Origin of the sequence: Streptomyces sp. NBC_00203, assembly GCF_045206325.1 — a bacterium.
Classification (GTDB): Bacteria; Actinomycetota; Actinomycetes; order Streptomycetales; family Streptomycetaceae; genus Streptomyces; species Streptomyces lutosisoli.
In genome coordinates this window covers 8,597,159-8,620,564 of sequence record NZ_CP108126.1, presented here as the reverse complement: position 1 = coordinate 8,620,564, position 23,406 = coordinate 8,597,159, and the positions used below count along the sequence as shown (strand labels likewise).

Below are 23,406 nucleotides of genomic sequence, written 5' to 3'. Positions count from 1 at the left end.
CCGCTAGTCGGTCCCGAGTACGGGCTGGAACGGGACGGTGTCGTGGTGGTTCGACATGTAGGAGATCCGCCCGTCGACCACCTGGAAGTAGTTGACGACGTCGGCTTCGATCGGCTCGCCGGAGTGCGTGGCCGCCGAGATGTGCGAGACGACGGCGGCCTGCTCGCCCTCGATCACGATGTGCCGCGGGGTGTTGGTGAACGCGGCGTACATCGCGGGGAAGCCCTTCATCATGGCGCGCAGGGTCTCCCGCCCCTCGACGTGCCCGGCGAGCTGCTCGTCCATGGTCTGGCGCTCGGCGAACAGATCCGTCCAGGCCTCCCAGTCGCCCTTGTTGGCCAGCTCGTAGTAGCTGTTCACCACTTGCCTGGTGTCCACGTGTGTCTCCCTCGGACAGGGATCAGACGGCGATGCGCTCGTCGATCGGCTTGAGCTGGAAGACGGTCCACATGAAGCGGTCCACGCTGTGCTGGTCCGCGGTGTGCACCTGGACGTCGGCGATCCGCCCGTCGCGGATCCCGTACGTCGTGGACGTCGGGAACAGGTACTCCTCGGTGTCCGCCTTCGCGTGCCCGAGGTGCTTCTCGACGACGGTGCCGTCGTCCAGTTCGCCGAAGTGGACGTTGTCGACGCTGACTCCGGCCTTGAACAGCTCGCCGAAGAAGGCCATGACCTGACCCGCGCCCCGGTGGTCGCCGGACAGCGGGTGGTGACCGGGCATCTTCCAGGAGATCTCCGGGTGGAACAGCTCTTCCTGGATGCGGTCCAGCTGGCCGGAGTTGAAGTACTCGTACATCTTCAGTACGAGGTCGGTGTTCGACACAGCGCTCTCCTCGGATCGTGGTGGTTGTCTCACAGCGGCGGCCGGGCCCGGCGGGGGGTTCACGGTGCCGGGCCCGGCCGCTGCTCGGCGGGACCCGCCGCGCGCCGTGAAGGGGGGATCGGCGCCTGCGGTCCGGCCGGCTCGGGTGAAGCAGCGTCGTACGAAGGAAAGTGAATTCTTTTGTCCCGGCGGTGCGGAATCAACGCAGTGCGGGATCGACTGACGCCTATTTCAGCTTCTGCCGCAGTGCACCGCCGAGTACGAGTGAAGCCGCGGTGCCTCTCCCCCTGCGACAACATGCAATTACGTCGCCCACACTGTCGGAGGTCGGCGACGGACCCGCCTTCCGCGCACGAGACTTCCGGCATGGTGAGCACAGAGCGGGGCGGCGGGCGCGGCTGGGTGAGTCTCGCGGTGATCCTGGCCGGTGCTTTCATGGCCATTCTGGATGTGGCTGTCGTCAATGTCGCGATGCCCTCGATCCACAGCGATCTCCATACGAGCTTCGGTGCCGTCGAATTGGTGGTTTCCTCCTACACACTTCTCTACGCGAGTTTCCTGGTGACCGGTGGCCGACTGGGTGATGTCGTCGGCCGCAAAAGGATGTTCATCACCGGTCTCGCGGTATTCACGACGGCTTCCGCCCTCTGCGGTCTGGCTCCCGGCATTCACATACTGGTCGCGGCGCGGGCCCTTCAGGGGGTGGGCGGGGCGCTCCTGTATCCGCAGGTCCTCGCGATCATCCAGGTGACGTTCGACGGGCCCGAACGCGCCCGCGCCCTCGGCGTGTTCGGCTGTGTGGTGGGGGTCGCCGCGATCGCGGGGCAGATCGTCGGCGGGCTGCTGCTGGCCTGGAACCCGCTGGGGCTGGAGTGGCGGCCCGCGTTCCTGATCAATGTGCCGATCGGTCTGGCCACCATGGTGGCGACGCTACGGCTGCTGCCGCCGGACGAACCGCTGGAGCCGCGCCCCCACCTCGACTGGCGCGGCTCCGTGCTGTCCGTACTGACCCTGGTGCTGTTCATCGTGCCGCTGCTGATGGGCCGTGACGCGGGCTGGCCGCTGTGGATGCTGCTGTCGCTCGCGGCCGCGCCCCTCGCCGCCGCCCTGTTCCTGCGGCACGAGCGCCAGGTGGCCGAGCGGGGACTCGACCCGTTGATCCGGCTCACGCTGTTCCGCAACCGCGGCTTCGCCGGCGGGGTGCCGATCGCCGCGATGTTCAGCTTCTCCTACGTCGGCTTCATGCTGGTCCTGGCCATGTATCTGCAGATCGGCCTGGGCTTCTCGGCGCTGCGGGCCGCGCTGGTCTACACGCCCAACGCCTTGGGGTTCCTGATCACTTCGCTGCTGGCGGCACGGATCGCCCGGCTACTGGGGCGCCATGTGCTGACGCTCGGCTATCTCGTCGCGGCCGTCGGGCTCTGCTCGGTCGCCGCCACGAGCGCCGCTCAGGGGGCCGGCCTCGATGGCTGGGAACTCGCGCTGCCGCTGTTCATCGCGGGCCTGGGCCAAGGGCTCGGGATGACCCCGCTCATCGGCACCATCATCGGCACGCTCGCACCGCGCGACGCGGGGGCCGGGGCCGGCGTGGTGACCACCACGCTCCAGGTGGGCAACGCGCTGGGGGTCGCCCTGATGAGCCTGATGTTCTTCACGGTGCTCGGCGACGGCACCTCGCACGCCGCCTACGCGAGCGCCTTCTCGCAGGTGCTGCCGGTCGCCGCGCTCGTGGCGCTGACCGCCGCGTTCATGGTCACCCGGCTGCCGCGCGGCACGGGTGCGTCGGGCAACGCCCTGCTGGAGCGGCTGCCCGGGCATGCCACGGGGTTCGCGTACTCCATGTATCTGATGACCGGCGGCCGCATCGGGGACCGGCTGTTCCACGAGATCCTCGGCCAGGTCGCGGAGCGCCGGGAGCGGGAGATCCGCGAGGCGCCGCGGGCCGCCGGGGACTTCCTCGTCTACCACTTCGAGTCCGCGCACCACGACGCCGCATGGCTGACGTATCTCACGCGCGAGGCGCTCGCCTACGGCGGCGGACCCGTGCCCCACGAGACGGAGCGGCGCGCCGTGATCCAGTCGCAGGTGGACGAGATCCGGCAGCGCCAGACCGGCGGGGAGCTGCGCCCCGAGCTCGATCCCGAGCTGCTGCGGCTGCTGACCTTCGCCCTCACCAACTATCCGCGCCTGCTGCCGCAGATCACCCGGATGGCGACGGGCCTCGGCCCGGACGACCCCGGGTTCACCGCACGCTGGGAGCTGTTCCTCCAGCAGCTGGGAGATCTGCTGCACGCGGGCCCGCCCATCACGTCCCTACCGCGCGCGAGCGCATCTTCCGGAGGACAGGAATGACGACCATCGATCCCTTCGACCCGCTCGACCCGCTCAGCTCGATCGACCCGCTGGGCTCGTTCGACCCCCTGGACTCGTTCGACCCGGTCAACCCCTTCGACGAGAACCTCGTCATCGATCTGCCCGTGTACGAGACCGTGCTCGGTGACGCCGCCGCCCGCGGCGCGAGCCCGGCGCTGATCGACGGCGTGAGCGGCCGCACCGTCGGCTACCAGGAGCTGGAGCTCGCCACCCGGCGACTCGCGGCGGGGCTCGCCGACGCCGGTGTCGAACAGGGCGACGCCATCGCGCTGTTCAGCACCAACACCCTCTGGTTCGCTCCGGTCCTGCATGCCTGTGCCCGGGCCGGCGCGGTCGTCTGCGTACTGGACAGCCAGGCCGACGAGGCCGAGCTGGCGGCCCAGTTGGCCGAGAGCGGGACGCGGTGGCTGTTCACCACGCCCGCGCTGCTGCCCCTCGTGCGCAAGGCGCAGCGGATCGTCGGCGCGGGGCCGCGCCCGGTCGAGGAGATCTTCACTCTGGAGCCGGTGGACGGCTGCCGTTCCGTCCTGGACCTCGTCGCCGTCGACGCGCCGGAACCGGTGGTGGACATCGAGCCGGTCACCGACATCGCCGTGGTGCACCACGCGGTCGGCTCCCGGCGCCGCGCCCAGCTCACCCACTCCGACATCGCGGCGGACCTCGCGGTGCTGGCCTCGGACAATCCGCTGGAGCCCGGGGAACGGGTGCTCGCCGGGGTGGCGTTCGCCCAGCAGGACGGCCTCGCCTTCCTGACGCAGCACGCGCTGCGCAGCGGCGCCACCGTGGTCGTGGTGCCGGAACTGCTGCACGCGCCCGAGCTGCTCGACGCGATCCGCGCGCAGCGGGTGCGGACCGCCTTCGTCACGCAGACCGTGCTCTACAGCCTGGTCGCGTCGGCTCCGGAGGACACCGGCGAACTGGGCTCCCTGGAGCGCGTCATCTGCGTGGGGCCCGAGCTGACGCCGGACACGGCGGAGACCTGCGCGGTCCTGCTGGGCGTACCGACGATCGAGTACCTCGGCCGGCAGACCTTCGCGGGGATCGCACCGCCCCTGCCGGGAGCCTGACCGCACAGCACAGGGTGAGGTTGCGAGGGTGCCCCCGCCGGTCGTCCGGCGGCGGGGGCACCCTCAGCCGTAGGTGCCGGGGCATCCCCGGCTTGTCCGTACGGTGCGGGTCACAGGTGCAGATCGCGGCTGAGTGCCGCCTCTTCGAAGTCGAGCTGATGGACGACCTGGCGGACCACCTCGTCGTCGAGACGGCCTTGGTCGCGCATCGCGATGAAGGCCTCGCGCTCGGCGGTCAGCATCTCCCGGCGCAGCAACTGGTAGGCGGCGGCCGGTGAGTGGGTGCCGGGCCGGCCGCCGTCGCGCAGCCGTTCCCAGGCGGCGACCCGCCGGTACTCGGCGACCTCCCGCAGCCGCAGGACCACATGCTGCGGGCAGTGCTGGTGCTCGCCGGCGACCAGCTCCTCCAGCCGGTGCTGGGCGTGCCGGGCGGCCTCCTCCTGCGCCTTGGCCTCGGCGAGGTGGTCGTCGTGCTCCCCGCCGCGGCCCGCGAGCCCGAGCCGGCGGACGAACGCCGGGAAGCCGAGCCCCTGCACGAAGAGCGTGCTCAGCGTGACCGAGAAGGTGAGGAAGAGGACGAGTTCGCGGTGCGGCATGTCGTCGGGCAGCGCGAACGCCGCGGCCAGCGACACCACTCCGCGGATGCCCGCCCAGGACAGCGCGGCCGGCAGCTGCCATGGTGGCGAGGGATCGCGGGCGCGCAGCCGGGGGGATATCCAGCGGGGCAGATAGGTCGCCGGGAACACCCAGAGGAACCGGCCGAGCATCACGGTCAGGGAGACGGCCGCCGCGTACCAGAGCAGGGACCACAGCGGGGTGTCGTCCAACGCCCTGACAACGGGCCGCAGTTGGAGCCCTATCAGGGCGAACACCACGGACTCCAGCAGGAAGACGATCAGTTTCCAGGAGGCCTGCTCCTGCAACCGTGCCGCGTGCGAGGCGCGGTTGGAGTGATGGCCGAGGTAGAGCCCGGCGGCGAGGACCGCGAGCACACCGGAGGCGTGCAGATACTCGGCGAGCGCGTAGGTGACGAACGGCACCAGCAGGGAGACCGCGGTGTGCGCGACGGCGTCGCCGAGCCAGCACTGGAGCCGGCGCACCGGCCAGGCGATGAGCAGGCCGAGGACCAGTCCGCCCGAGCAGGTGAGGACGAAGTCGCGGATGCCGTCGAGGAGGGAGAAGCCGCCGCCCGCCACGATCGCCACCGTGATGCGGTACGCGGTGAGGCCGGTCGAGTCGTTGAAGAGGGACTCCGCCACCATGATCCGTACGAGTCTGCGCGGCAGCCCGAGTCTGCGGGCGACGGACACGGCGGCCACCACGTCCGTCGGTCCGAGGAGCGCGCCCAGCACGAAGGCGACGGGCCAGGACATGCCGGGGACGACGGTGTGCGCCACCAGCGCCACAAGAGCCATGGTGAACAGGACGAGCCCCACGGACAGCAGGGCGATGGGGCGCGCGTTGGCACGGAAGCTGAGGAACGAGCTCTCGCAGGCCTCCGAGTACACCATCGGCGGGATGAACAGGAACAGCACGAGGTGCGGGTCGAGGTGGTAGTCGGGCACACCCGGCACGAAGGAGGTCAGCAGGCCCGCGAGGACCAGGCTGACCGGCGCGGAGACCTGCATCCGCCGTACGACGACGGCGAGCAGCGTGACGGGGACGACGAGCAGCAGGACCTCGGTCACCTCGCATCGCCCGGGGCCGGGTGCAGATGCCGGCCGAGGACGGCCAGCCGGTGCGGTTTCGGGCGGCAGCCGCAGTGGCAGCTGGGCGCGGTCCCCACCAGCGCCGTCTCGGCGACCGCGGCCGCCGCCACGGGCGCGGTCAGCAGGGCGAGCGCGAAGAGCCCGGACCGGTCCTGCGCGACGAGGGGCACGAGCAGCGCGACGGCGGCGACCGCGAGGCGCAGGGTGACCACGGAACGCGGCAGACCCCAGCGCGGCCAGGCGAACACCGTGTGGAAGCCCACGGCTCCGGCGCACATCAGCCACAGCGCGGAGTCGCCCAGAGCCTCCCGCGGATGCGCCACGGCCAGCCAGACGCCGACGGCGATCGCGGAGACGGACCCGAGCAGGCAGTAGTGCCCGTACGCGAGCAGCTCCCGCACCACACGGCTCTGGTTGTCCTCCGTGCGCAGTTGGTGGGCGATCCGGCTGTTGCTGAAGTGGAAGTAGATCCACCACAGGGAGGCGACGAGCAGGAAGGCGAGGGCCAGGGCCAGGGCCTGCCGCACGGAGAAGTCGTGCGGGATCTTCCCGCCGGCGTCCACGAACGGCACCCCGAGCGCGAGTATGACCACCAGGCCGAACCGCTCGGGCAGATGCAGGACGTCGACGTGTATGTGGTTCAGCCGTCTGCGCAGCACGAAGGTGCTGGACAGTTCCCCGGCCATCAGTACCGCCCAGGCCACCCGCTGCTGCTCGTGCGGAAGTCCCGCGGTGAGCAGCAGCAGGGGGGCGGTGCAGAACGCCGACACGGAGAAGGGGTTCAGGCGCAGCCCGCCGAAGACGTCCACCGCCCACCACAGCAGCAGGGCGCGCAGCAGCAGATAGGCGACGGCGAAGAAGACGCCGTGGCCGTGCAGGGCGGTGGGCGCGGCGATGGTCATCATCGAGGTGATCAGGGTGATGGCGAAGAGCCGCAGCCGGTTCTTCACGTCGTGCAGGTCCGTCAGGTTGGACAGGATCCCGGTGCCCACCCACGACCACCAGAAGGGCGTGAACACGGCCCAGGCGTTGACCAGTCCGGTCCAGGAGATGTCGTCCGCGAGGGTGTGGGTGACCTTGTTGACCGCGAAGACGAGCACCAGGTCGTAGAAGTGCTCCGCCACGTTGATGCGTTTGGACTCGATGAGCGGTGCGACGCGGCTGGTCGCCATGTCAGCCTCCGGCTGTGGGCCTCACCCGGTCGAAGCTGTGCCGGAAGTGCGCGTCGACCGCCTCGACCGCGGAGCCCACCTGCGGGTCCCGGTCGTAGAAGTCGAACTGCGTGCCCTCCAGCCACAGCACCCGGGCCGCCGTCGGCAGCAAGGTCGCGAAGCGTCGTACGCCGTCGGGGAGCGCGGCCTGCTCGCTGTGCACCACGATGGTGGGGACGCTTATCCGGGTCGCCGAGGGGATCGGGCTGAAGGTGAGCCAGTCCCACCAGCCCATGACCGCGAAGCGGTTGGGCCACTGGGGCACGCCGCCCCGCGCGCGCGAGAGGTAGTAGTCGTAGGGCCCGTACATGGCGGCCTCGGGGTCCGTCTCGCTGACCGCCTTCACATAGCGGACGGTTCCGGTGCGCGCGTACTCCTCGCGGGCGAGCGCCGCCTCGTCGAGCTTGCGGCGTACGGCGTCCTGGCCGCCGTAGATCTGGTGCACCAGCGAGGCGTCGTGGAGCCAGGGCGCGACGAGGGCGAGCGAACGCACCCGGGGGTCGTTGGCGGCGGCCACCGCCGCGTAGCCGCCGCCCGCGCAGACGCCGAGCAGGCCGACCGACTCGGGGTCGACCATCGGGTTCTCCAGGAGGTGGCTGACCGCGCTGCTCATGTCGCCCACCTTGCGGCCCACCAGTTCGGTGTCCCTGGGGTGGCCGGTGGACTCGCCGTGCCCGGTGAAGTCGAACGCCAGGGCCAGGTATCCGAGTTGCGCGAGCCGCCTGGCGTACAGCCCGGCCATCTGTTCCTTGACGGTGGTCCAGGATCCGGCGACCACCACCGCGGGGCGCGGCTCCGCGTTGTCCGCTTGCGCCAACTGGTAGAGCGTGCCCACCAGTTGCTCACCCTCGCTCTCGAAGGTCACGCGCGCGCTGCGCACCATGGGCGTCTCCTCGGGGCGGTCCAGTTCCATGACTGTCATCCTCACGAGCGGTAAAACGGCGAGTCAAATGTCGGGGTGGGGAACGGCCGTACTCCCTGTAGTCACGGTCCGTGACCCGCGTCAGCCCGCCTTCAACTCGGCCGGATAAAGGAAGTAGTTGGCCGCGGAGGCCGCCTGGGAGCCCTCATGGACGGCGGCGCTGACCTGGTGCGAGTGGAGCGAGGAGACGTCGCCGGCCGCGTAGACCCCCTCGGCCGAGGTCTTCTGCTCGGTGTCGACGGCGATGTGCCCGCTCGGCGCGAGCCGCAGGCCAAGGGCACGGGCCAGGGCGATCTCCGGGGTCGCGCCCTGGATGCTGAAGAGCGAGTCGGCCTTCAGGTGCTGTCCGCCGCGGGTGACGACGGTGCGCAGCATGCCGTCCTCGCCCTCCACGGAGCGGATCCGGTCGTGCAGGACCGGGATGCCGGCCGCCTCCAGCCGTTCCCGGCAGCGCGAACCGATCTCGTCCGTACGGCTGTTGGTGAGCAGCTGGATGTCGTCGCTGAGGCTGTGCATCTGGAGCGCCTCGGCGGCCGTCGCGTCGGTGTGGCCCACCACCAGGATGCGTTTGCCGCGGTTCTCGTAGCCGTCGCAGGCGATGCACCAGAACATGGACCGGCCCACGTACGACTCCCAGCCGTGGAAGTGCGGGAAGTGGTCGAGCACCCCGGTGGCGATGATCAGGGTCCGGCCGGTCCAGGAGCTGGTCTGCGCGTGCACGGTGAAGCCGCGTTCGGCGTCGCCCTCGGCGTGCAGCACCGCGTGGTGGACGACGCGCGCCTGCGGGTATCCGGCCAGCTGCGCACGGCCCAGCTCGCGCAGCTCGACGGTCGGGATGCCGCCCGGGAATCCGAGGTAGTTCCGGTTGACCTGGTGATGGGTCGAGCGGCCGTGTCCGGTGTCGAAGACCAGCACCCGGCGGTTGTAGCGGGCCAGACACAGGGCGGCGGACAGCCCGGCCGGACCGCCGCCGACGACCAGGGTGTCGGCGTCGCGCGCCGAGGGGGCTACGGGGGCCATGGGGAGCAACTCCTAGAACATGCCGGTGACTTGACGGCCGGTCTTCGCCCCGCCGGGGCGAGCGGGGCGAAGACCGGAGCTCACAGCGGTGCCGCGCAGGTGGTCACTCGTCGTCGCACCGCGCGTGCGGGTCCGCGAGGAAGGCGTCCGTGGCGGCCAGCGCCCGGGTCACCTCCGGCGGGACCTCGCCGACGATGACGAAGTCGACGTCGAGACCCGCCTTCGTACGCTGGAACAGCAGTTCGTTGATGGGCTCGCGGGAGATCTCGGTGACCCGGCACATGTGGAACTCCACGCGCTCGGGCCCGGCCTCCAGCGCTTCGCTGAGTGTGCGCCGCAGCTTCTCCAGCGAGTCCCGGCCGAGGACGCCCTCGCAGGAGACCCGCGCGGTCCTGCCGTCGAAGCTGCTGGAGATGCGCATCGGCATCTCGGTCGGCTCGATCTCGACGCGAACCTTCAACCGCGTGGTGGACTGCGGAAGCTGCACGGTGAGGTTCTTCGGGTCGAAGTCCTCGTACCGCTCCCCGTCGATCCACACCCGGGCGAGCCGGACGGCCTCCCGGGGCAGCAGGTCGGGCGCCACCCGCAGCGTGCGGCCCGGGAAGGACTCGGGCAGCGGCCGGAAGTGCAGCGTGAGCGCGTTGTCGCCGACCAGCAGGTTGCCGTAGGTCGCGGCCAGGTAGCACAGCTCCAGCGAGTGGTAACCGGCCATCGCGTGGCTGCCCTTGAGCCGCTCGGTGCCGAGCAGATACGGGATGCCGTTGGCCAGGACGTTGAAGTACACGCCACCGTCCTCGTAGTCGAGGAAGAAGGCGTTGTAGAACGAGGCGGCCTCCCGGGCCAGCCGCCGGTGGTCGGGGTCACCGGTCGCGCCGGCCAGGATGAGATAGGCGAGGATCGCCTGCTCCTGCTGCCACCAGGCCTTGCGGTCGTGCCAGACCAGCCGGTGGTCGCCGAACCGGGGATCGGCGCGCCGCTCGACGACGTCGTACCAGCCGCCGCGCTGCTGGTCGCTGCCGACCGCCGGCATGATCTCCGCGATCCGCTCGGCGAGCGCCACGTACTCCGGTTTGTCCACCAGGCTGTTGATGCGGATCAGGTTCCACGCGATCTTCAGGTTGTGGCCCACGACCGCGCGGTCCTGCTGCCAGCCCCAGGTGCGGTCGGGGCTCCAGTCCTCGTGGAAACGTTCCTGTACGAAGGGGCTGTTGGGCTCGTCCGGGAAGTGCCGCACGACGGTGTCGGCGGTCTCCTCCAGCATGTCGGCCAGGTCCGCCCGGCCGGTCGCCAGATAGGCGTTGATCAGGTACGCGGGCGCGTGGTCGCCCACCGAGTTCCAGTTCTTGCGCGCCCGGTTGCGCCCGAGGGAGTCCGCGCGCGGATCCATGGTGATCGGGTCCAGGTGCGAGAAGTAGCCGCCGCGGACGTAGTCCTTGAAGTAGCGGTGGAACAGCTCGACCGTGCGGTCGATGTCCGCGGCGATCCGCGGGTCGCCGGTGATCCGGTACGTCTGGGTCGGGCCGGCGAGCGCGTAGATCTGCTCGTACATGGGGATCGCGTCGAAGTCGTCGCCGAACTCCGAGGCGAACACCTTGCGTTGTCCGGCCTGGGTGATGTCGATCCCGTGGTACCAGTAGACGATTCCCTCGCGGTCGTCGGCCACCTGCATGTGCTCGCGCAGATACTCCGTGCCCGACTCGGCCGCCTCCAGGAACCGGTCCTCGCCGGTCAACAGGAAGGCCGTGGCGAGCCCGTAGACCAGCCGGGAGATCGTGTCGGTCTCCTGGCGTACGTCCTGTCCGGCGAATTCCGGCACATGGGTGCCGCTGAGCGTCAGATGCGTACGGAACCGGCGCCAGTCGTACACGTCGTCCGGGAACTGGCCGCGCAGATAGAAGTCGGCTATCTCCCGGGCCTGCTGGACCCACCAGTTGGGATCCTCGAAGACGTAGGCGCCCCGGTGCTCCTCCGGGAAGGTGATGTTGCGGGCCTCGATGCGGGCGCCGCCGTCCCATTCGTAGAAGATTCCGTAGACAAAGACGTAACGGCCCTCGGCGAGCATGTCGAGGGTGGCTTCGCTCGTGTCGCGGTGCCCTTCGGCGAGATTGCGCACGACCTGGGAGCCGAGGAGGCCGTCCAGGTGGATCGTGAACTCGCGTCCGTCGGTGGTCCGCAGACCGAATCGCTGGTGTGCGGGCTCGTAGGCGGTGACATATCCGGCGATGCTGTCGCTGTACGTACGGCGTATCTCGGGTGCACTCATCGAAGGGTGCCTCCATCATCGGGGGGTGCCATGAGCAGCACGACGCTGCTTCCATGGGGGTGGAAAGGTGTGGCCTCGGACGGGGGTCTCCCGGCCGCGGCTCGCGCACGGGAACTTGGCGCACGGGAACTCAGCCCACGGGAATGCGGTCCCACTCCAGTGCGGCGAAGGACGACTCCCAGTCGGTGACCGCGGGCCCGGACTCGTTGAACAGCTCGAAGGTCACGCCGATCGCCGAAGGGCAGTACATGGCCTGGATGCAGGCCTCCGCCGCGTCCTGCCGCGAGACCTGTCCGGTCCCGCGGTCGCCCTGCACCAGGCGTACCCGGGAGCCGGCCCGCTGGTCGTCCAGGAGCCAGCCGGGGCGCACCACGGTGTGCGAGAGCCCTGATTCGCGGACCTCGTCCTCACCGGCCCGGCGCCAGTCCAGCACTCTGCCGTAGGCGTTGAGCGGGTGCCCGTAGTGCGTGGCGTGGATCTGGCTGACCAGGACGACATGAGGGCGGCGGCCCGCTCCCACTGCCGACCGCAGCGCGTTGCGCACACCCAGGTACATGGTGGTCTCGGGCCGGTCGGGCCCGGTGTCGTCGGTGCCGGGCGAAACGCAGTAGACCAGTGCGGAGCAGTGCGCCAACGGCTCGTCCAGGGAGCCCCGTTCGCGTACGTCGGCCGCCGTGTAGCCCACCTGGTCGGGCAGCGCCTCCTGGAGCGTGCCGCGGCCGACCACATGGACGCGTTCGCCCAGGTCCAGCAGCCTGTTCACGACCAGACGCCCGAGTCGGCCCGAGCCTCCGATCACCACCACCGGGCTGTCCATCGATTCCTCCTCGTCTAGGGACTCGTACAGGAACTCGTGCGGGCACTCGTACAGGTCCGGTTCAGACCCACTGAAGGACGTCGTCCGAGCAGGTCAGCCAGGTGCCTGAGGGCACGTGGAAGTGTGCGGGGATGCGCAGCCGCGGATAGACGCTGACGCCGGAGAGCCGGCTGCCGGGCCGGAGGCTGACCCCGTCGCCGATCGCGGTGTGCGACTCCAGGCGGACGGGTCTGCCCCGCTCCGAACGGATCACCGCCATGGGGCCGATGTAGGAGTCGCTGAGTTCGGCGTAGGGCCCGACGAGCGAGTAGTCGCCCACGGCGACACCGCTGAGCCGTGCGCCCTCGCCGAGTTCGACGCCGTCGCCGATGTCCGCGTACTCCAGGCTGACGTCGTCGCCGACCTCGACATGGCGGCCGATGTGCACGCCGGGGCCGATCTTCACCCGGCCGTCCGCGATCTTCTCGGTGAGCGTGGTGCCGGACACCGGGTCGCGGGTGCGCAGACTGGTCTCGTCGATCCAGCAGTCGGCCGCGCCGGCCGTCGGTGGGCCCATCAGCCGGTTCAGCCGGCGGTACGCGCCGGAGAGCACGTCGCGCAGCGCGGCCAGGTAGTCGGGCACGTTGCCCAGGTCGCCGAGGCGGGCGATCCGGTGGGCGGCGACCGGTTCGTCGTGCTCCACCAGCCAGGGCAGCAGGTCGCCGCCCCAGTCGAGCCGCTGCTGGGCGAGCCGCATCAGCTGCGGGTCGCGGGCCGCGCGGCGCAGCCGGTCGCAGTCGACCAGGTACATGCCCGCGCTGGTCGGCAGCGGCTCGTCGACGCGGCCGGGGAAGAGAGTGCGCAGCTGCTGGGCGCTGGGCTTCTCCGCGAACCCCCGGACGCGTCCGGCCGGGTCGGTGCGCAGCACGCCGTACTTGCCGGCGACCTCCCGGCGGGTCCTGCCGACCGTGGCCACGGTGACCGTGGCGGCGCTCTCCTGATGGGTGCGCTCCAGTTCTTCCAGCGAGAAGTCCAGGACCGAGTCGACCGGCAGCACCAGGGCCCGGCCGGTCAGCTTCCACTGTTCGAGGTTGTGCAGGAAGGCCGAGCCCGAGCCCACGTTGTACGGGTCGAAGCCGGCCCGCGAGTAGCTGATCTCCACGCCGTGGCGCTGGCCGTGGCCGAGCAGCAGCTTGATCTGGCTGCGGTTCTCCAGGCCCTGGGCGATCACGTAGAAGCGCCGTATGCCCTGGTCCTTGCAGAGTTCCACGACCCATTCGACGAGACGGCGCCCGAGGAACGGGATGACCGCCTTGCTGCGGATGTAGTCGGCCGATTCCAAGGTGATCGGCTTCGCTCGTTCCCCGCGCCCGCCGGCCAACATGACGGCCACGGTCTCGCTCGTCGCCCCAGGCATGCAGGCCTCCCCGCTAGTCGAAGCCTTTCCGTGCCTCTCCGTTCGAGATGGAACCCCGCGGTGTCGAATCCTGTCAAATGCCTTGTAAATTCAGGTCGGACCTCGTCAACTCGGGTGCCGCGAAGCTCATGTGAGAGGCATTCGGGCGGGAATTGCCACCGCGTTCGACACCCCTTCGAGCGCCACGACGGGCCCGTGCGCGGTGGTCCGGCCACCACCCGGCCGACCCTCGTGGTGGCCGCGCCACCACCTCCGGCCGCGACGGTTGCGCGGCCACCATCACTCGTCCCAACCGTGTGACGGGACCACCTGGGCGTGGCACTGAGTGCCGCGCACTGTGGAGCCAGCTCAACCGAGCGACTCCGAACCGAGGTGGGATTCCGATGACCGGCACCGAACTCGCGATGAGCGGCACTGAACTCTCGTCCACGTTGTTCACCACCTTCCCGCGCAGCGACCAGCGCAGGAAGGGCGAGGAGTACATCCGTGGCCTCCTTGCGACCGAGGGCCGCAAGTCGATCCGCAACATGGCGGCGCCGACCGGCGGTTCGGCCCGGGAGCAGAGCCTGCATCACTTCGTTTCCAGTTCAACCTGGCACTGGATGCCGGTCCGTGAGGCGCTCGCCCAGTACGTCGCGCGCACCGTGGCCCCGGAGGCCTATGTGATCCGCACGATGGTGATCCCCAAGGCGGGCGACAACTCGGTGGGCGTGTATCGGCGTTATGTCCCCGAGCTCGGCCAGATCCGGGGCGTGCAGCAGGCCGTGGGCGTGTGGGCGGCCGCTCAGGAGACCAGCGTTCCGGTCAACTGGCGGCTGGACATCCCGCAGGACTGGCTGGACAACGGACTCCGCCGGCGGCAGGCCGCCATCCCGGACAGCGTGCGCGAGGAGTCCCCCGAGGAGTCGGCGGTCGAGGCCATGCTCGCCGTACGGGACTGGGGGCTGCCCGCCCGGCCGGTGGTGATGGACGCCCGTGACATGGACGCCATGTCCGTGGTGCGCCGCTTCCGGTCCTCCGGGCTACGGCACCTGATCCGGATCAGCGGCTCGCTGCGGCTGACCCCGGCGGACCCCGCGCAGATCGGCCGCGCGACGCCGGAGGCGCTGCCCGCCCAGCAGATCATGGCCGCCGCCAAGCTGCTTCGCCGCCCGGCGGTGTGGCGCGACCACAGCCCCGAACACGCCATGCGCACCAGCCTGGTGGCCGCCGTACGGATCCGTGGCGCCTCCCGCGCCCCCGGCATGCGCGGCGGCGGCGACATGCTCCTCATCGGTATCGGCGACAGCGGAAAGGCGTGGCCGAGCGAGCTGTGGCTGACCGACCTGGTGGACCTGAGCCCCGTCGCCCTGCTGCGGCTGAGCAGGCTCATCGGCCGGGTCGACCGTGACTTCTCGGAGATCTCCGAGCAGGTGGGCCTCCGCGACTACGCGGGCCGCTCCTTCAACGGCTGGCACCGGCACGCCACGCTCGCCTCGGCCGCCCATGCCGTCGCGGCACTCGACGGGACGTACGGGACGTACGACGAGGAACTGCGGACCGGCACCGGCATACAGCGCGCTGCCTAGGCCTCGGGTTCACGGCCCACCAGGTGGCTCCGGATCCTGAACAGCCGTAGCGCCAGCTGTACTTCGAGCGCTCGCCCGGGCTGCTGCCAGTCGTGGCCGACCAGTTCACTGATCCGCTCCAGCCGCCGGGCGACCGTGTTCGGATGGACGTGCAACCGCCGCGCGGCGTACGTGGGACTGGCACCCGCCTCGAAGAACGCCTCCAGCGTCTGGGTCAGCTCGGAGAGCCGCTGCTCGTCGTAGGCGAGAAGCGGTCCGAGGACGGACTCGATATAGCCTTCGGCGTCATGGCTTTCGGACAACAGCAGCCCGAGGAAGCCGAGTTCGCCCGCCGAGCCCGCCCGGCCCACCGCGCCGAGCGCCGTCATCGCCTCCAGGCAGCGCACCGCCTCCTGGTAGCCGTGCCGCACTCCGCCGGGGTCCGCGACGGGCCCCGAGGCGGCCACCGTCACCGGATGCCCCAGCAGCGGCGCGAGCTCGCCGGACAGCGCGCGGGCCGCCGCGCCGGGGTCGGTGCCCGGCAGCAGGAACACCGCCGTTCCGTGCCGCATGCTCTTCAGACCGCTCTTGCGGTACGCGTACGAGGCCGCCCACACCGAGGCCCTCGCCGGTGTCTCCTCCTCCGGCCGGGCGACGACGACCACATGCGGGCCGTCCAGTTCGACGCCGAGCCTGCGGGCCCGGGTCCGTATCTTCTTCGGCGACAGGTCGGGATGGGTGAGCAGCTCGTCGAGCAGATCGTCGCGCACCTGGCCCTCGGCGATCGCCGCCCTGCTGTTCTCCAGGAGCAGCAGCACGGCCATGGCCTGGGTCGCGAAGCCCAGCAGCTGGACACCGTTGTCGGTGAGTGGCCTGTTGGGGTGCACCAGGACGGTGCCGAGGTCGACGGTGCCGGTGCAGATCGGCGCGGCCCACATGTCGTCCTCGTCCAGCGGTACGGGGTGACAGGCGCCGTGGGCGTCCAGGGCGCCCGCCGCCGCGTGCTCCCACTCGACCTCCGGCACCTCGCCGGCGGTGGCGAGCACCACGCCGTCGGAGCCGCAGATCCGTACGGCGCCGTCGAGGAGCTTGCTGGTCTCCTCCGCCACCTCGTTCAAGTCGCCTCCGCCGAGCACCAGTTGGAGCATTTTCGCGTGCGCGTCCCCGGACTCCCGCAGGGCCGCTGACCGGTCGAGGAGCCGGGCCCGCTCCACGGTGGCGCCGGCCAGTTCGCCGTACGCGCTCATCAGCGCCACCTCGTCCGCGGTGAAGTGCCGTACGCTCCGCGCGGCGATGTGCAGCACGCCGAAGGGCCGGGTCTGGCGGTTCAGCGGCACCGCCATCACGGTGTGCAGCCCCTCGGCCCTGATCACCTCGTCGACGACGGCACTGCGCTCGATCCGCTCGTCGGTGAGGTAGTCGGCGGTCCAGAACGGCACCGGGTCCGTCATCGCCATGCTCCCGGGTCCCTGGCAGACCGGCAGGGTCAGGCCCACGTCTAGCGTCGCGATCCGCCCGTCGGAGGCACCGACACGGACCTGCGCCGCACCCTGACCGTCCCGGCCGACCGGACCCCCTTGGCCCACCGGACCCCCTTGTCCGAGCTGACCGCCCTCGTCGGCCTGGCCGCCTTCGTCGGGAAAGCAGACGTACGCCATGTCGAGCCCGAGCAGCAGCCGCGCCCGCCGGGCGATCGCCTGGACGAGCGCGCTCTCCGGCTGGTGGACGGCGCCGAGGTCGCGGGCGGCCTCAAGGAGCGTGGACAGGCCGCTCTCCCGCTGCCGGTGACGCTCCCAGCGCGAGGAGATGCTCAGGCCGAGCCGGGCGGCGCGCTCCAGCTCCGCGAGCTCCGCGGCGTCCGCACCGCGGTGTCTGGCCTCGTCCACGAGCGAGGTGAGCCGGTCGGCGGGGGCTCCCGCCGCCAGCAGTTCGAGTACGGCGGAACTGGCGTCCCGCGTCGGCTCCTGGGACACACTGCCTCCCGCTCCCCCGCGCGTGTGCTGTCGTACGTCGCTACCGGCCGGCGCGCAGCCGCAGTTGGGTGCCCACCGTCCCTCGGAGCGCCTCCCACGAGCGGACCAACCGTTTCTCGCCATGTGCCGCGAGCCTCCCGGCGACCGCCTCGAAGCGTAGGCCGGTCCGTTCGAATTCGTCCAACACGCGCCGGGCGTCCCGCTGCCGGCCTCCGAGTGTGTCCCCGCGCGGCGTTCCCCAGCGGTCGGCGGCGAGCAGAGCGCGCAGCGGCAGGGCCAGGGCGGTGTGCCAGCCCACCAGCCGGGCCGCGTATCCGGCCTGGTCAGAGGTGTGCGGGCCGTCCACCGTCCACATCAGGCGCTGCGGCCGGGCGCCGGCGGCGGCGAGGGCCCGCCAGCGGGCGCCGCCCAGCTGCTCGTCGTACTGCTGGTACATCAGCCGGGCGAGGGTAAGGGCCATCTCGCCGCGCAGCGCGCCGGCTTCCGAGGTACCCAACTCGGCCAGTCGGGCGTCGCATTCGGTGTCGATGCGGCTCACCGGCGTGGAGGCCAGCGAGGCGATGACATGCAGGGGCCGCCCGGCGCGGCGGGCGATCTCGAGTCCGCCGCAGTACGCGTCCATGACCTCGATGTGGCGCCGGGCCGTGTAGAGCTCGGTGGCGTGCACGCCGATGCCCCGGCCGACACAGTCCCTGATGGCGGCCACCCCTTCGACGGTGGCCGGGATCTTCACCAGCGCGTTCGGCCGGGCGACGGCCGCGACCAGCGAGCGCGCCTCGGCGACCGTGGCGTCGGCGTCGTGGACGAGCCCCGGATCCAGGTCCATGGAGACAAGGCCCTCATGCCGGCGCGTGGCCTCGTAGGCAGGACCGAGGTCGTCGCAGGCCCGGCGGATGTCCTGGACCTGGAGAGCCCGCAGCGCCTCGCCAACACCCGTGCCCTCTCCGGCAAGTTGGGCCAGTTGCCGGTGGTAGGCGGTGTCGACGGAGAGGGCGGCGGCAAGCAGGGCGGGCTGTGCGGTCATGCCACGCACACCTTCCAGTGCGGCCAGTTCCGCCGGCCGCCGCGCCTGCAGAAATCCCCGGTGAAATCCATTCAGCCAAGGGGAAACGCCCTCCGAAACAAGACGACGCAGAATTCCGCCCCGCATAACCCCTCCCGGCGTCGCGATCGAGGACGACGGACCAGCATGCGCGGTCCTGGCGCACTGCGCGGAATCTCTCCGCACACAATGTCAACTCGCCGGTGGTGAAGGCCCGTTGAAACGTCGTCGCGACCTGATGGACATGTGCCCCACCTGACGTACTCAGCGATGCGTCGTTGGCCGATTCCCGCCGGCATCGCACTCTTTGGCACAAAGGAGCTCGAAGAAAAACTCTTGGAGACAACCGTGGACATTGATCTGCCCAGTGTCCGATCGCGGACTGCCCTGCAGCAGCCGGATTGGGACAGGACAGAATTGATCCGTTCGGTCAGAGGGGAGTTGACGAACAGTCAGGCACTCGTCGGCCTCGACGACGTACTGGCCCTGCGCGAACTGCTCGCGCGGGTGGCCATCGGCGAGGCCCATGTGGTCCAGGCCGGTGACTGTGCCGAGGACCCCACCGAATGCACCGCGGGCTATGTCGCCCGCAAGGCCGGTCTGCTGGACGTGCTCGCCGGCACCCTGAAGATGATCACCCATACACCCGTGGTCCGGGTCGGCCGCATGGCAGGCCAGTTCGCCAAGCCCCGCTCCCGGCCCACCGAAGTGATCGGAGGCACCGAACTCCCCGTCTACCGGGGGCACATGGTCAACAGCCCGGAGCCCGACCCGGAGCTCCGCCGGCCCGACCCGCGTCGCCTGCTGGACGGCTACGCGGCCGCCCAGGAGGCCGTACGGCATCTCGGATGGCTGGACGACGGCCGCCCCTCCGTGATCTGCCCGCCGGTGTTCACCAGCCACGAGGCGCTGCTGCTGGACTACGAACTCCCCATGGTCCGCCGGGACGAGGAGGGCGGGCTGCTGCTGACCTCGACCCACTGGCCGTGGATCGGCGAGCGCACCCGGCAGCCGGACGGCGCCCATGTCGCCCTGCTGTCCCAGGTCGTCAACCCGGTGGCCTGCAAGGTCGGGCCCAATATGTCCGTACGCGATCTGCTGACCCTGTGCGAGAAGCTCGACCCGGAGCGGAAGCCCGGGCGGCTGACGCTCATCGCCCGCATGGGGGCCGACCTGGTCTCCGAGCGGCTGCCGTCGCTGGTGTGGGCGGTACGCGCCGCCGGTCACCCGGTCATCTGGCTCACCGATCCCATGCACGGCAACACCGTGACAGCCCCCGACGGGCTCAAGACCCGCTTCGTGGAGACCGTCGTCCGCGAGGTCGAGGGCTTCCAGTGCGCGGTGCGGACCTCCGGCGGGATCGCCGGCGGACTGCATCTGGAGACGACTCCGGACCACGTCACGGAGTGCGTCACGGGCGTGGCCGACATCGCTCACGTGGGCGACAAGTACACGAGTTTCTGCGACCCGCGGCTCAACCCGGTCCAGGCCGCCTCCGTGGTCTCGGCCTGGCGCGGATGACTGGACCAGGGAGGTCCCGCACATGGAGCACATGGAGCACGTACAGAACCATCAGGAATGGGAGAACAAGGTCGCCCTCGTCACGGGCGCGGCAGGCGGTATAGGAGCCGCCGTGAGCCGTGCGCTCGCCGAGCAAGGCGTGCTCGTCGCGGCCGTCGACCACAACGCCGAAGCACTGCGCGAGTCCGTGGAGAAGCTCACCGCGGACGGGCTGCGCGCCGAGGCGTTCGCCACCGACGTCAGCAGCGGCGCGGCGGTCGAGGCGACCGTCGACGCCGTCGAACGACGCCTCGGCCCGGTGGAGTACCTGGTCAACGCGGCAGGCGTGCTGCGCCTCGGCGAGGTGCGGACCTTCACCGACGAGGACTGGCAGACCACGTTCGCGGTCAATGTGAACGGCGTCTTCCACGTCAGCCGCGCGGTCGTCGACCGTATGGCGGCGCGTGGCCGCGGGGCGATCGTCACGGTCTCCTCGAACGCCGCGGCGACCCCGCGCACCGAGATGGCCGCGTACGCAGCGTCCAAGGCGGCGGCCACCATGTTCACCCGGAGCCTGGGCCTGGAGGTGGCCAAGCACGGCATCCGCTGCAACATCGTGGCGCCCGGCTCCACTGACACCCCGATGCTCAGCTCGATGTGGCACGACGAGTCGGGCCCGCGCGGCACCGTCGAAGGCCGCGCCGACGCCTTCCGCGTGGGCATTCCGCTGGGCCGGATCGCGCAGCCCTCGCACATCGCCGACGCCGTGGTCTTCCTGCTCTCGGACCGCGCCGCGCACATCACCCTGCACATGCTCACCGTCGACGGCGGCGCGTCGCTGGGCGCCTGACCTCACCCAGGGGCCGCCCGAACTCACGTATATCCGAAGGGACTTCCATGGCCGGCATACCCACCATCGAGCCGTACGCGATGCCCTCCCCGGGCGAGCTGCCGCCCAACGCGGCGGCCTGGGCGGCGGACCCGGAGCGCGCGGTGCTGCTCGTCCACGACATGCAGCGCTACTTCCTCAAACCCCTGCCCGACCAGGGGCCGGGCGACGAACTCGTCAGCAACGCCGCGCTGTTGCGGGACCGCTGCGCCGAGCTCGGCGTGCCGGTCGCGTACACCGCCCAGCCCGGAGGGATGTCCGCCGGACAGCGCGGTCTGCTCGCCGACTTCTGGGGCCCGGGCATGCGGGTGGACCCCGTCGACCGCGAGGTCGTCGAGCCGCTCGCGCCCCGGGAGGGCGACTGGCTGCTCACCAAGTGGCGCTACAGCGCCTTCTTCCGTACGGACCTGCTGGAGCGGATGCGTTCCGCGGGCCGCGACCAGCTGATCATCTGCGGTGTGTACGCGCACGTCGGCGTGCTGATCACCGCGACCGAGGCGTTCTCGCACGACATCCAGCCCTTCGTCGTCGCCGACGCGGTCGCCGACTTCTCGGCGAAGGACCATCGCACCGCACTCCACTACGCGGCCCAGCGCTGTGCCGTCGTCATCCCCGCAAAGGAGGTCTTCGCATGACCGGCGCCCCGCGCGACCTGCTCGACCAGGTGCTGTCCGGGCACACGCCCGCGTACGCCCTGCTGCACCGGCCCGCCGCCACCGGCCGCTCCGCACTGGAGATCCTCGTCGGCGACGTGCACGAGCCGGGGACCCTGGCCGGCATTCCGCTCCCCGCCGCCTCCGCGCCCGGTCACCAGGTGCTGGCGCTGGTCCCGTACCGGCAGATCGAGGAGCGCGGATACGACGTCGCCGACGACGGGACGCCGCTGCTGGCCATGACGGTCACCGGGCAGCAGACCCTGCCGGTGGCGGACGTATTGGCGCGCGTCCCCGATGTGCCGATCCGGCTGGCCGGCGGCCACTTCGACATCGACGACGCGACCTACGCGGACACGGTCCGCCGGATCATCAAGGAGGAGATCGGCGAGGGCGAGGGCGCGAACTTCGTCATCAAGCGGTCGTTCACCGCCGACATCACCGGCTACTCGCCGGCGAGCGCGCTGACGCTGTTCCGCCGGCTGATGGAACAGGAGTCCGGCGCGTACTGGACCTTCCTCGTGCACACCGGGACCCGCACCCTCGTGGGGGCGAGCCCCGAGCGGCACATCAGCGTGCACGGCGGTACGGCGGTCATGAACCCGATCAGCGGCACGTACCGCTATCCCGCCGCCGGCCCGACCCTCCCCGACGTCATGGACTTCCTCGCCGACCGCAAGGAGGCCGACGAGCTGTACATGGTCGTCGACGAGGAACTCAAGATGATGGCCCGGATCTGCGAGACGGGCGGCCGGGTGGTCGGCCCGTATCTGCGGGAGATGGCGCGGCTCGCGCACACCGAGTACTTCATCGAGGGCGAGACGGACCACGATCCGCGCGAGATCCTGCGCGAGACACTGTTCGCGCCGACGGTCACGGGCTCTCCCCTGGAGAGCGCGGCGCGCGTCATCCGCCGTCACGAGCCGCACGGCCGCGGCTACTACAGCGGTGTCCTCGCCCTGATCGGCCACGACGCGCAGGGCGGGCGGACCCTGGACTCCTCGATCCTGATCCGTACGGCCGACATCTCCGCCGAGGGCCGTCTGAGCATCGGCGTGGGCGCCACGCTCGTACGCCACTCCGACCCGGACTCCGAGGTCGCCGAGACGCGCGCGAAGGCGGCCGGCCTGCTCGCGGCGCTCGGCACGGAGGAGCCGACGCGGTTCGCCGAACACCCCAGCGTGCGGGGGGCGTTGGCCGCACGGAACGCGACGATCGCGGGGTTCTGGCTGGCCGAGGGCGACCGGCGGGCGCCGGTGGCGGACGCCCGCAGGGTCCTGGTCGTGGACGCCGAGGACACCTTCACCGCCATGATCGCCCACCAACTGCGCTCCATGGGCCTGCTGGTGACGGTCCGTCGGTTCGACGAGCCGTACTCCTTCGACGACTACGACCTCGTCGTCATGGGCCCGGGCCCGGGCGACCCGCGCGACCTCACCCTCCCCAAGATCGCCCATCTGCACTCGGCCGTCCGTGAGCTGCTGGACACGCGCAAGCCGTTCCTCGCGGTCTGCCTCAGTCACCAGGTCCTCAGCCTGGAACTGGGGCTCGACCTCAACCGCCGTGCCGTGCCGAACCAAGGAGTGCAGCGCGAGATCGACCTCTTCGGCCGGCACGAACGGGTCGGCTTCTACAACACGTTCGCCGCGCGCAGTGCCGCGGACACGGTCGACGTGCCGGGCGTGGGCGTGGTGGAGGTCTGCCGGGACCCCGGCAACCGCGAGGTCCACGCCCTGCGTGGCCCCGGCTTCGCCTCCATGCAGTTCCACCCGGAGTCGGTCCTCACCCAGAACGGCCCCACCGTCCTCGCCTCCCTGATCCACCACCTCCACGCCCCCCTCCAGACCATCTGACCCCGTCCCCACAAGCCCCGGCCCCCTTCCCCCAGGGGGGCCGGGGCTTCTTTCGCCCCCGCCGCCCCTACCCGTCCCATCCCTGGGGGCTGCGCCCCCAGACCCCCCGAAAGACGGGGTAGTTCGTCGTCTGCGGGCCGGTGGGGGTTGCTCGCGCAGTTCCCCGCGCCTTTTAAAAGCACCCGGGGCGGACCGGCAGTTGTTCAGGGGCGCGGGGAACTGCGCGCCCAGCCCCCACCCACCCGCACCCGACACACAACCGAACGGGGTCGAAGGGGCAGAGCCCCTGGGGATGGGACGGGTAGGGGCGGCGGGGGCGAACAAAAAGGATCCGCTCCCCCGGCGCAC

18 protein-coding genes are annotated in these 23,406 nt (G+C 70.8%); 7 read left to right on the top strand and 11 right to left on the bottom strand.

What is annotated here, in order from left to right; genetic code table 11:
- Nucleotides 1–3: 3 nt before the first annotated feature.
- Together OG975_RS38285 and OG975_RS38280 are read right to left on the bottom strand one after the other, a co-directional pair.
- The gene (locus tag OG975_RS38285; protein ID WP_327433018.1) at nt 4–378 is read right to left on the bottom strand and encodes a nuclear transport factor 2 family protein; all 375 of its coding nucleotides are present in this window, start codon (nt 376–378) and stop codon (nt 4–6) included.
- 22 nt (nt 379–400) lie between these two features.
- On the bottom strand, nt 401–823 hold the full coding sequence (locus OG975_RS38280) for a nuclear transport factor 2 family protein (RefSeq protein WP_327433017.1): 423 nt from the start codon (nt 821–823) through the stop codon (nt 401–403).
- Between the two features lie 366 nt (nt 824–1,189).
- On the opposite strand from OG975_RS38280, the gene OG975_RS38275 reads away from it, so the two are divergent.
- Complete coding sequence (locus OG975_RS38275) at nt 1,190–3,175, top strand: MFS transporter (RefSeq protein ID WP_406334070.1); 1,986 nt, start codon at nt 1,190–1,192, stop codon at nt 3,173–3,175.
- Nucleotides 3,172–4,263: an AMP-binding protein gene (locus tag OG975_RS38270; protein ID WP_406334069.1), complete on the top strand. Its 1,092-nt coding sequence runs from the start codon at nt 3,172–3,174 to the stop codon at nt 4,261–4,263. Before OG975_RS38275 ends, OG975_RS38270 begins: the two co-directional genes overlap by 4 nt.
- 110 nt (nt 4,264–4,373) lie before the next feature.
- Here the strand turns inward: OG975_RS38270 and OG975_RS38265 are convergent, their stop codons facing one another.
- The 7 genes from OG975_RS38265 to OG975_RS38235 all read right to left on the bottom strand — a co-directional run bounded on the left by OG975_RS38265 (nt 4,374) and on the right by OG975_RS38235 (nt 13,601).
- Entirely contained in the window at nt 4,374–5,951 is a 1,578-nt protein-coding gene (locus tag OG975_RS38265; protein WP_406334067.1) for a Na+/H+ antiporter, read from the bottom strand.
- Nucleotides 5,948–7,144 carry a low temperature requirement protein A gene (locus tag OG975_RS38260; RefSeq protein WP_406334065.1) on the bottom strand — a complete coding sequence of 399 codons (1,197 nt, stop codon included), beginning with the start codon at nt 7,142–7,144 and terminating at the stop codon, nt 5,948–5,950. Before OG975_RS38260 ends, OG975_RS38265 begins: the two co-directional genes overlap by 4 nt.
- A gap of 1 nt (nt 7,145) precedes the next feature.
- The gene (locus OG975_RS38255; RefSeq protein WP_406334064.1) at nt 7,146–8,096 is read right to left on the bottom strand and encodes an alpha/beta hydrolase; all 951 of its coding nucleotides are present in this window, start codon (nt 8,094–8,096) and stop codon (nt 7,146–7,148) included.
- Between the two features lie 90 nt (nt 8,097–8,186).
- Nucleotides 8,187–9,125: an NAD(P)/FAD-dependent oxidoreductase gene (locus OG975_RS38250; RefSeq protein ID WP_406334062.1), complete on the bottom strand. Its 939-nt coding sequence runs from the start codon at nt 9,123–9,125 to the stop codon at nt 8,187–8,189.
- A gap of 103 nt (nt 9,126–9,228) precedes the next feature.
- Nucleotides 9,229–11,388 (bottom strand): AGE family epimerase/isomerase, encoded by a 2,160-nt coding sequence (locus OG975_RS38245; protein ID WP_406334061.1) that lies wholly within the window; start codon nt 11,386–11,388, stop codon nt 9,229–9,231.
- Nucleotides 11,389–11,518: 130 nt separating this feature from the next.
- Nucleotides 11,519–12,205, bottom strand: a complete 687-nt coding sequence (locus OG975_RS38240) for an NAD(P)H-binding protein (RefSeq protein WP_406334060.1) — start codon at nt 12,203–12,205, stop codon at nt 11,519–11,521.
- A 61-nt stretch (nt 12,206–12,266) separates the two neighbouring features.
- Nucleotides 12,267–13,601 carry a sugar phosphate nucleotidyltransferase gene (locus OG975_RS38235; protein WP_406334059.1) on the bottom strand — a complete coding sequence of 445 codons (1,335 nt, stop codon included), beginning with the start codon at nt 13,599–13,601 and terminating at the stop codon, nt 12,267–12,269.
- A gap of 383 nt (nt 13,602–13,984) precedes the next feature.
- Between OG975_RS38235 and OG975_RS38230 the strand changes: the two genes are divergently transcribed.
- Nucleotides 13,985–15,169 (top strand): IS701 family transposase, encoded by a 1,185-nt coding sequence (locus OG975_RS38230; RefSeq protein ID WP_406334057.1) that lies wholly within the window; start codon nt 13,985–13,987, stop codon nt 15,167–15,169.
- Here the strand turns inward: OG975_RS38230 and OG975_RS38225 are convergent.
- Together OG975_RS38225 and OG975_RS38220 are read right to left on the bottom strand one after the other, a co-directional pair.
- Nucleotides 15,166–17,121, bottom strand: coding sequence for a helix-turn-helix domain-containing protein (locus tag OG975_RS38225; RefSeq protein WP_406334056.1), 1,956 nt, complete (start codon nt 17,119–17,121; stop codon nt 15,166–15,168). The genes OG975_RS38230 and OG975_RS38225 overlap by 4 nt on opposite strands.
- A gap of 40 nt (nt 17,122–17,161) precedes the next feature.
- The gene (locus OG975_RS38220; protein WP_406334055.1) at nt 17,162–18,271 is read right to left on the bottom strand and encodes a transaldolase family protein; all 1,110 of its coding nucleotides are present in this window, start codon (nt 18,269–18,271) and stop codon (nt 17,162–17,164) included.
- 240 nt (nt 18,272–18,511) lie between these two features.
- Between OG975_RS38220 and OG975_RS38215 the strand changes: the two genes are divergently transcribed.
- From OG975_RS38215 to OG975_RS38200, 4 genes are read left to right on the top strand one after another with little or no spacing between them, the layout of a single operon-like run.
- Nucleotides 18,512–19,684: a 3-deoxy-7-phosphoheptulonate synthase gene (locus tag OG975_RS38215; protein WP_327433004.1), complete on the top strand. Its 1,173-nt coding sequence runs from the start codon at nt 18,512–18,514 to the stop codon at nt 19,682–19,684.
- Between the two features lie 22 nt (nt 19,685–19,706).
- Nucleotides 19,707–20,513: a 2,3-dihydro-2,3-dihydroxybenzoate dehydrogenase gene (locus tag OG975_RS38210; protein WP_406334054.1), complete on the top strand. Its 807-nt coding sequence runs from the start codon at nt 19,707–19,709 to the stop codon at nt 20,511–20,513.
- A 47-nt stretch (nt 20,514–20,560) separates the two neighbouring features.
- Nucleotides 20,561–21,187, top strand: coding sequence for an isochorismatase family protein (locus OG975_RS38205; protein ID WP_406334053.1), 627 nt, complete (start codon nt 20,561–20,563; stop codon nt 21,185–21,187).
- The gene (locus OG975_RS38200; RefSeq protein WP_406334051.1) at nt 21,184–23,058 is read left to right on the top strand and encodes an anthranilate synthase family protein; all 1,875 of its coding nucleotides are present in this window, start codon (nt 21,184–21,186) and stop codon (nt 23,056–23,058) included. Before OG975_RS38205 ends, OG975_RS38200 begins: the two co-directional genes overlap by 4 nt.
- Nucleotides 23,059–23,406: the final 348 nt, after the last annotated feature.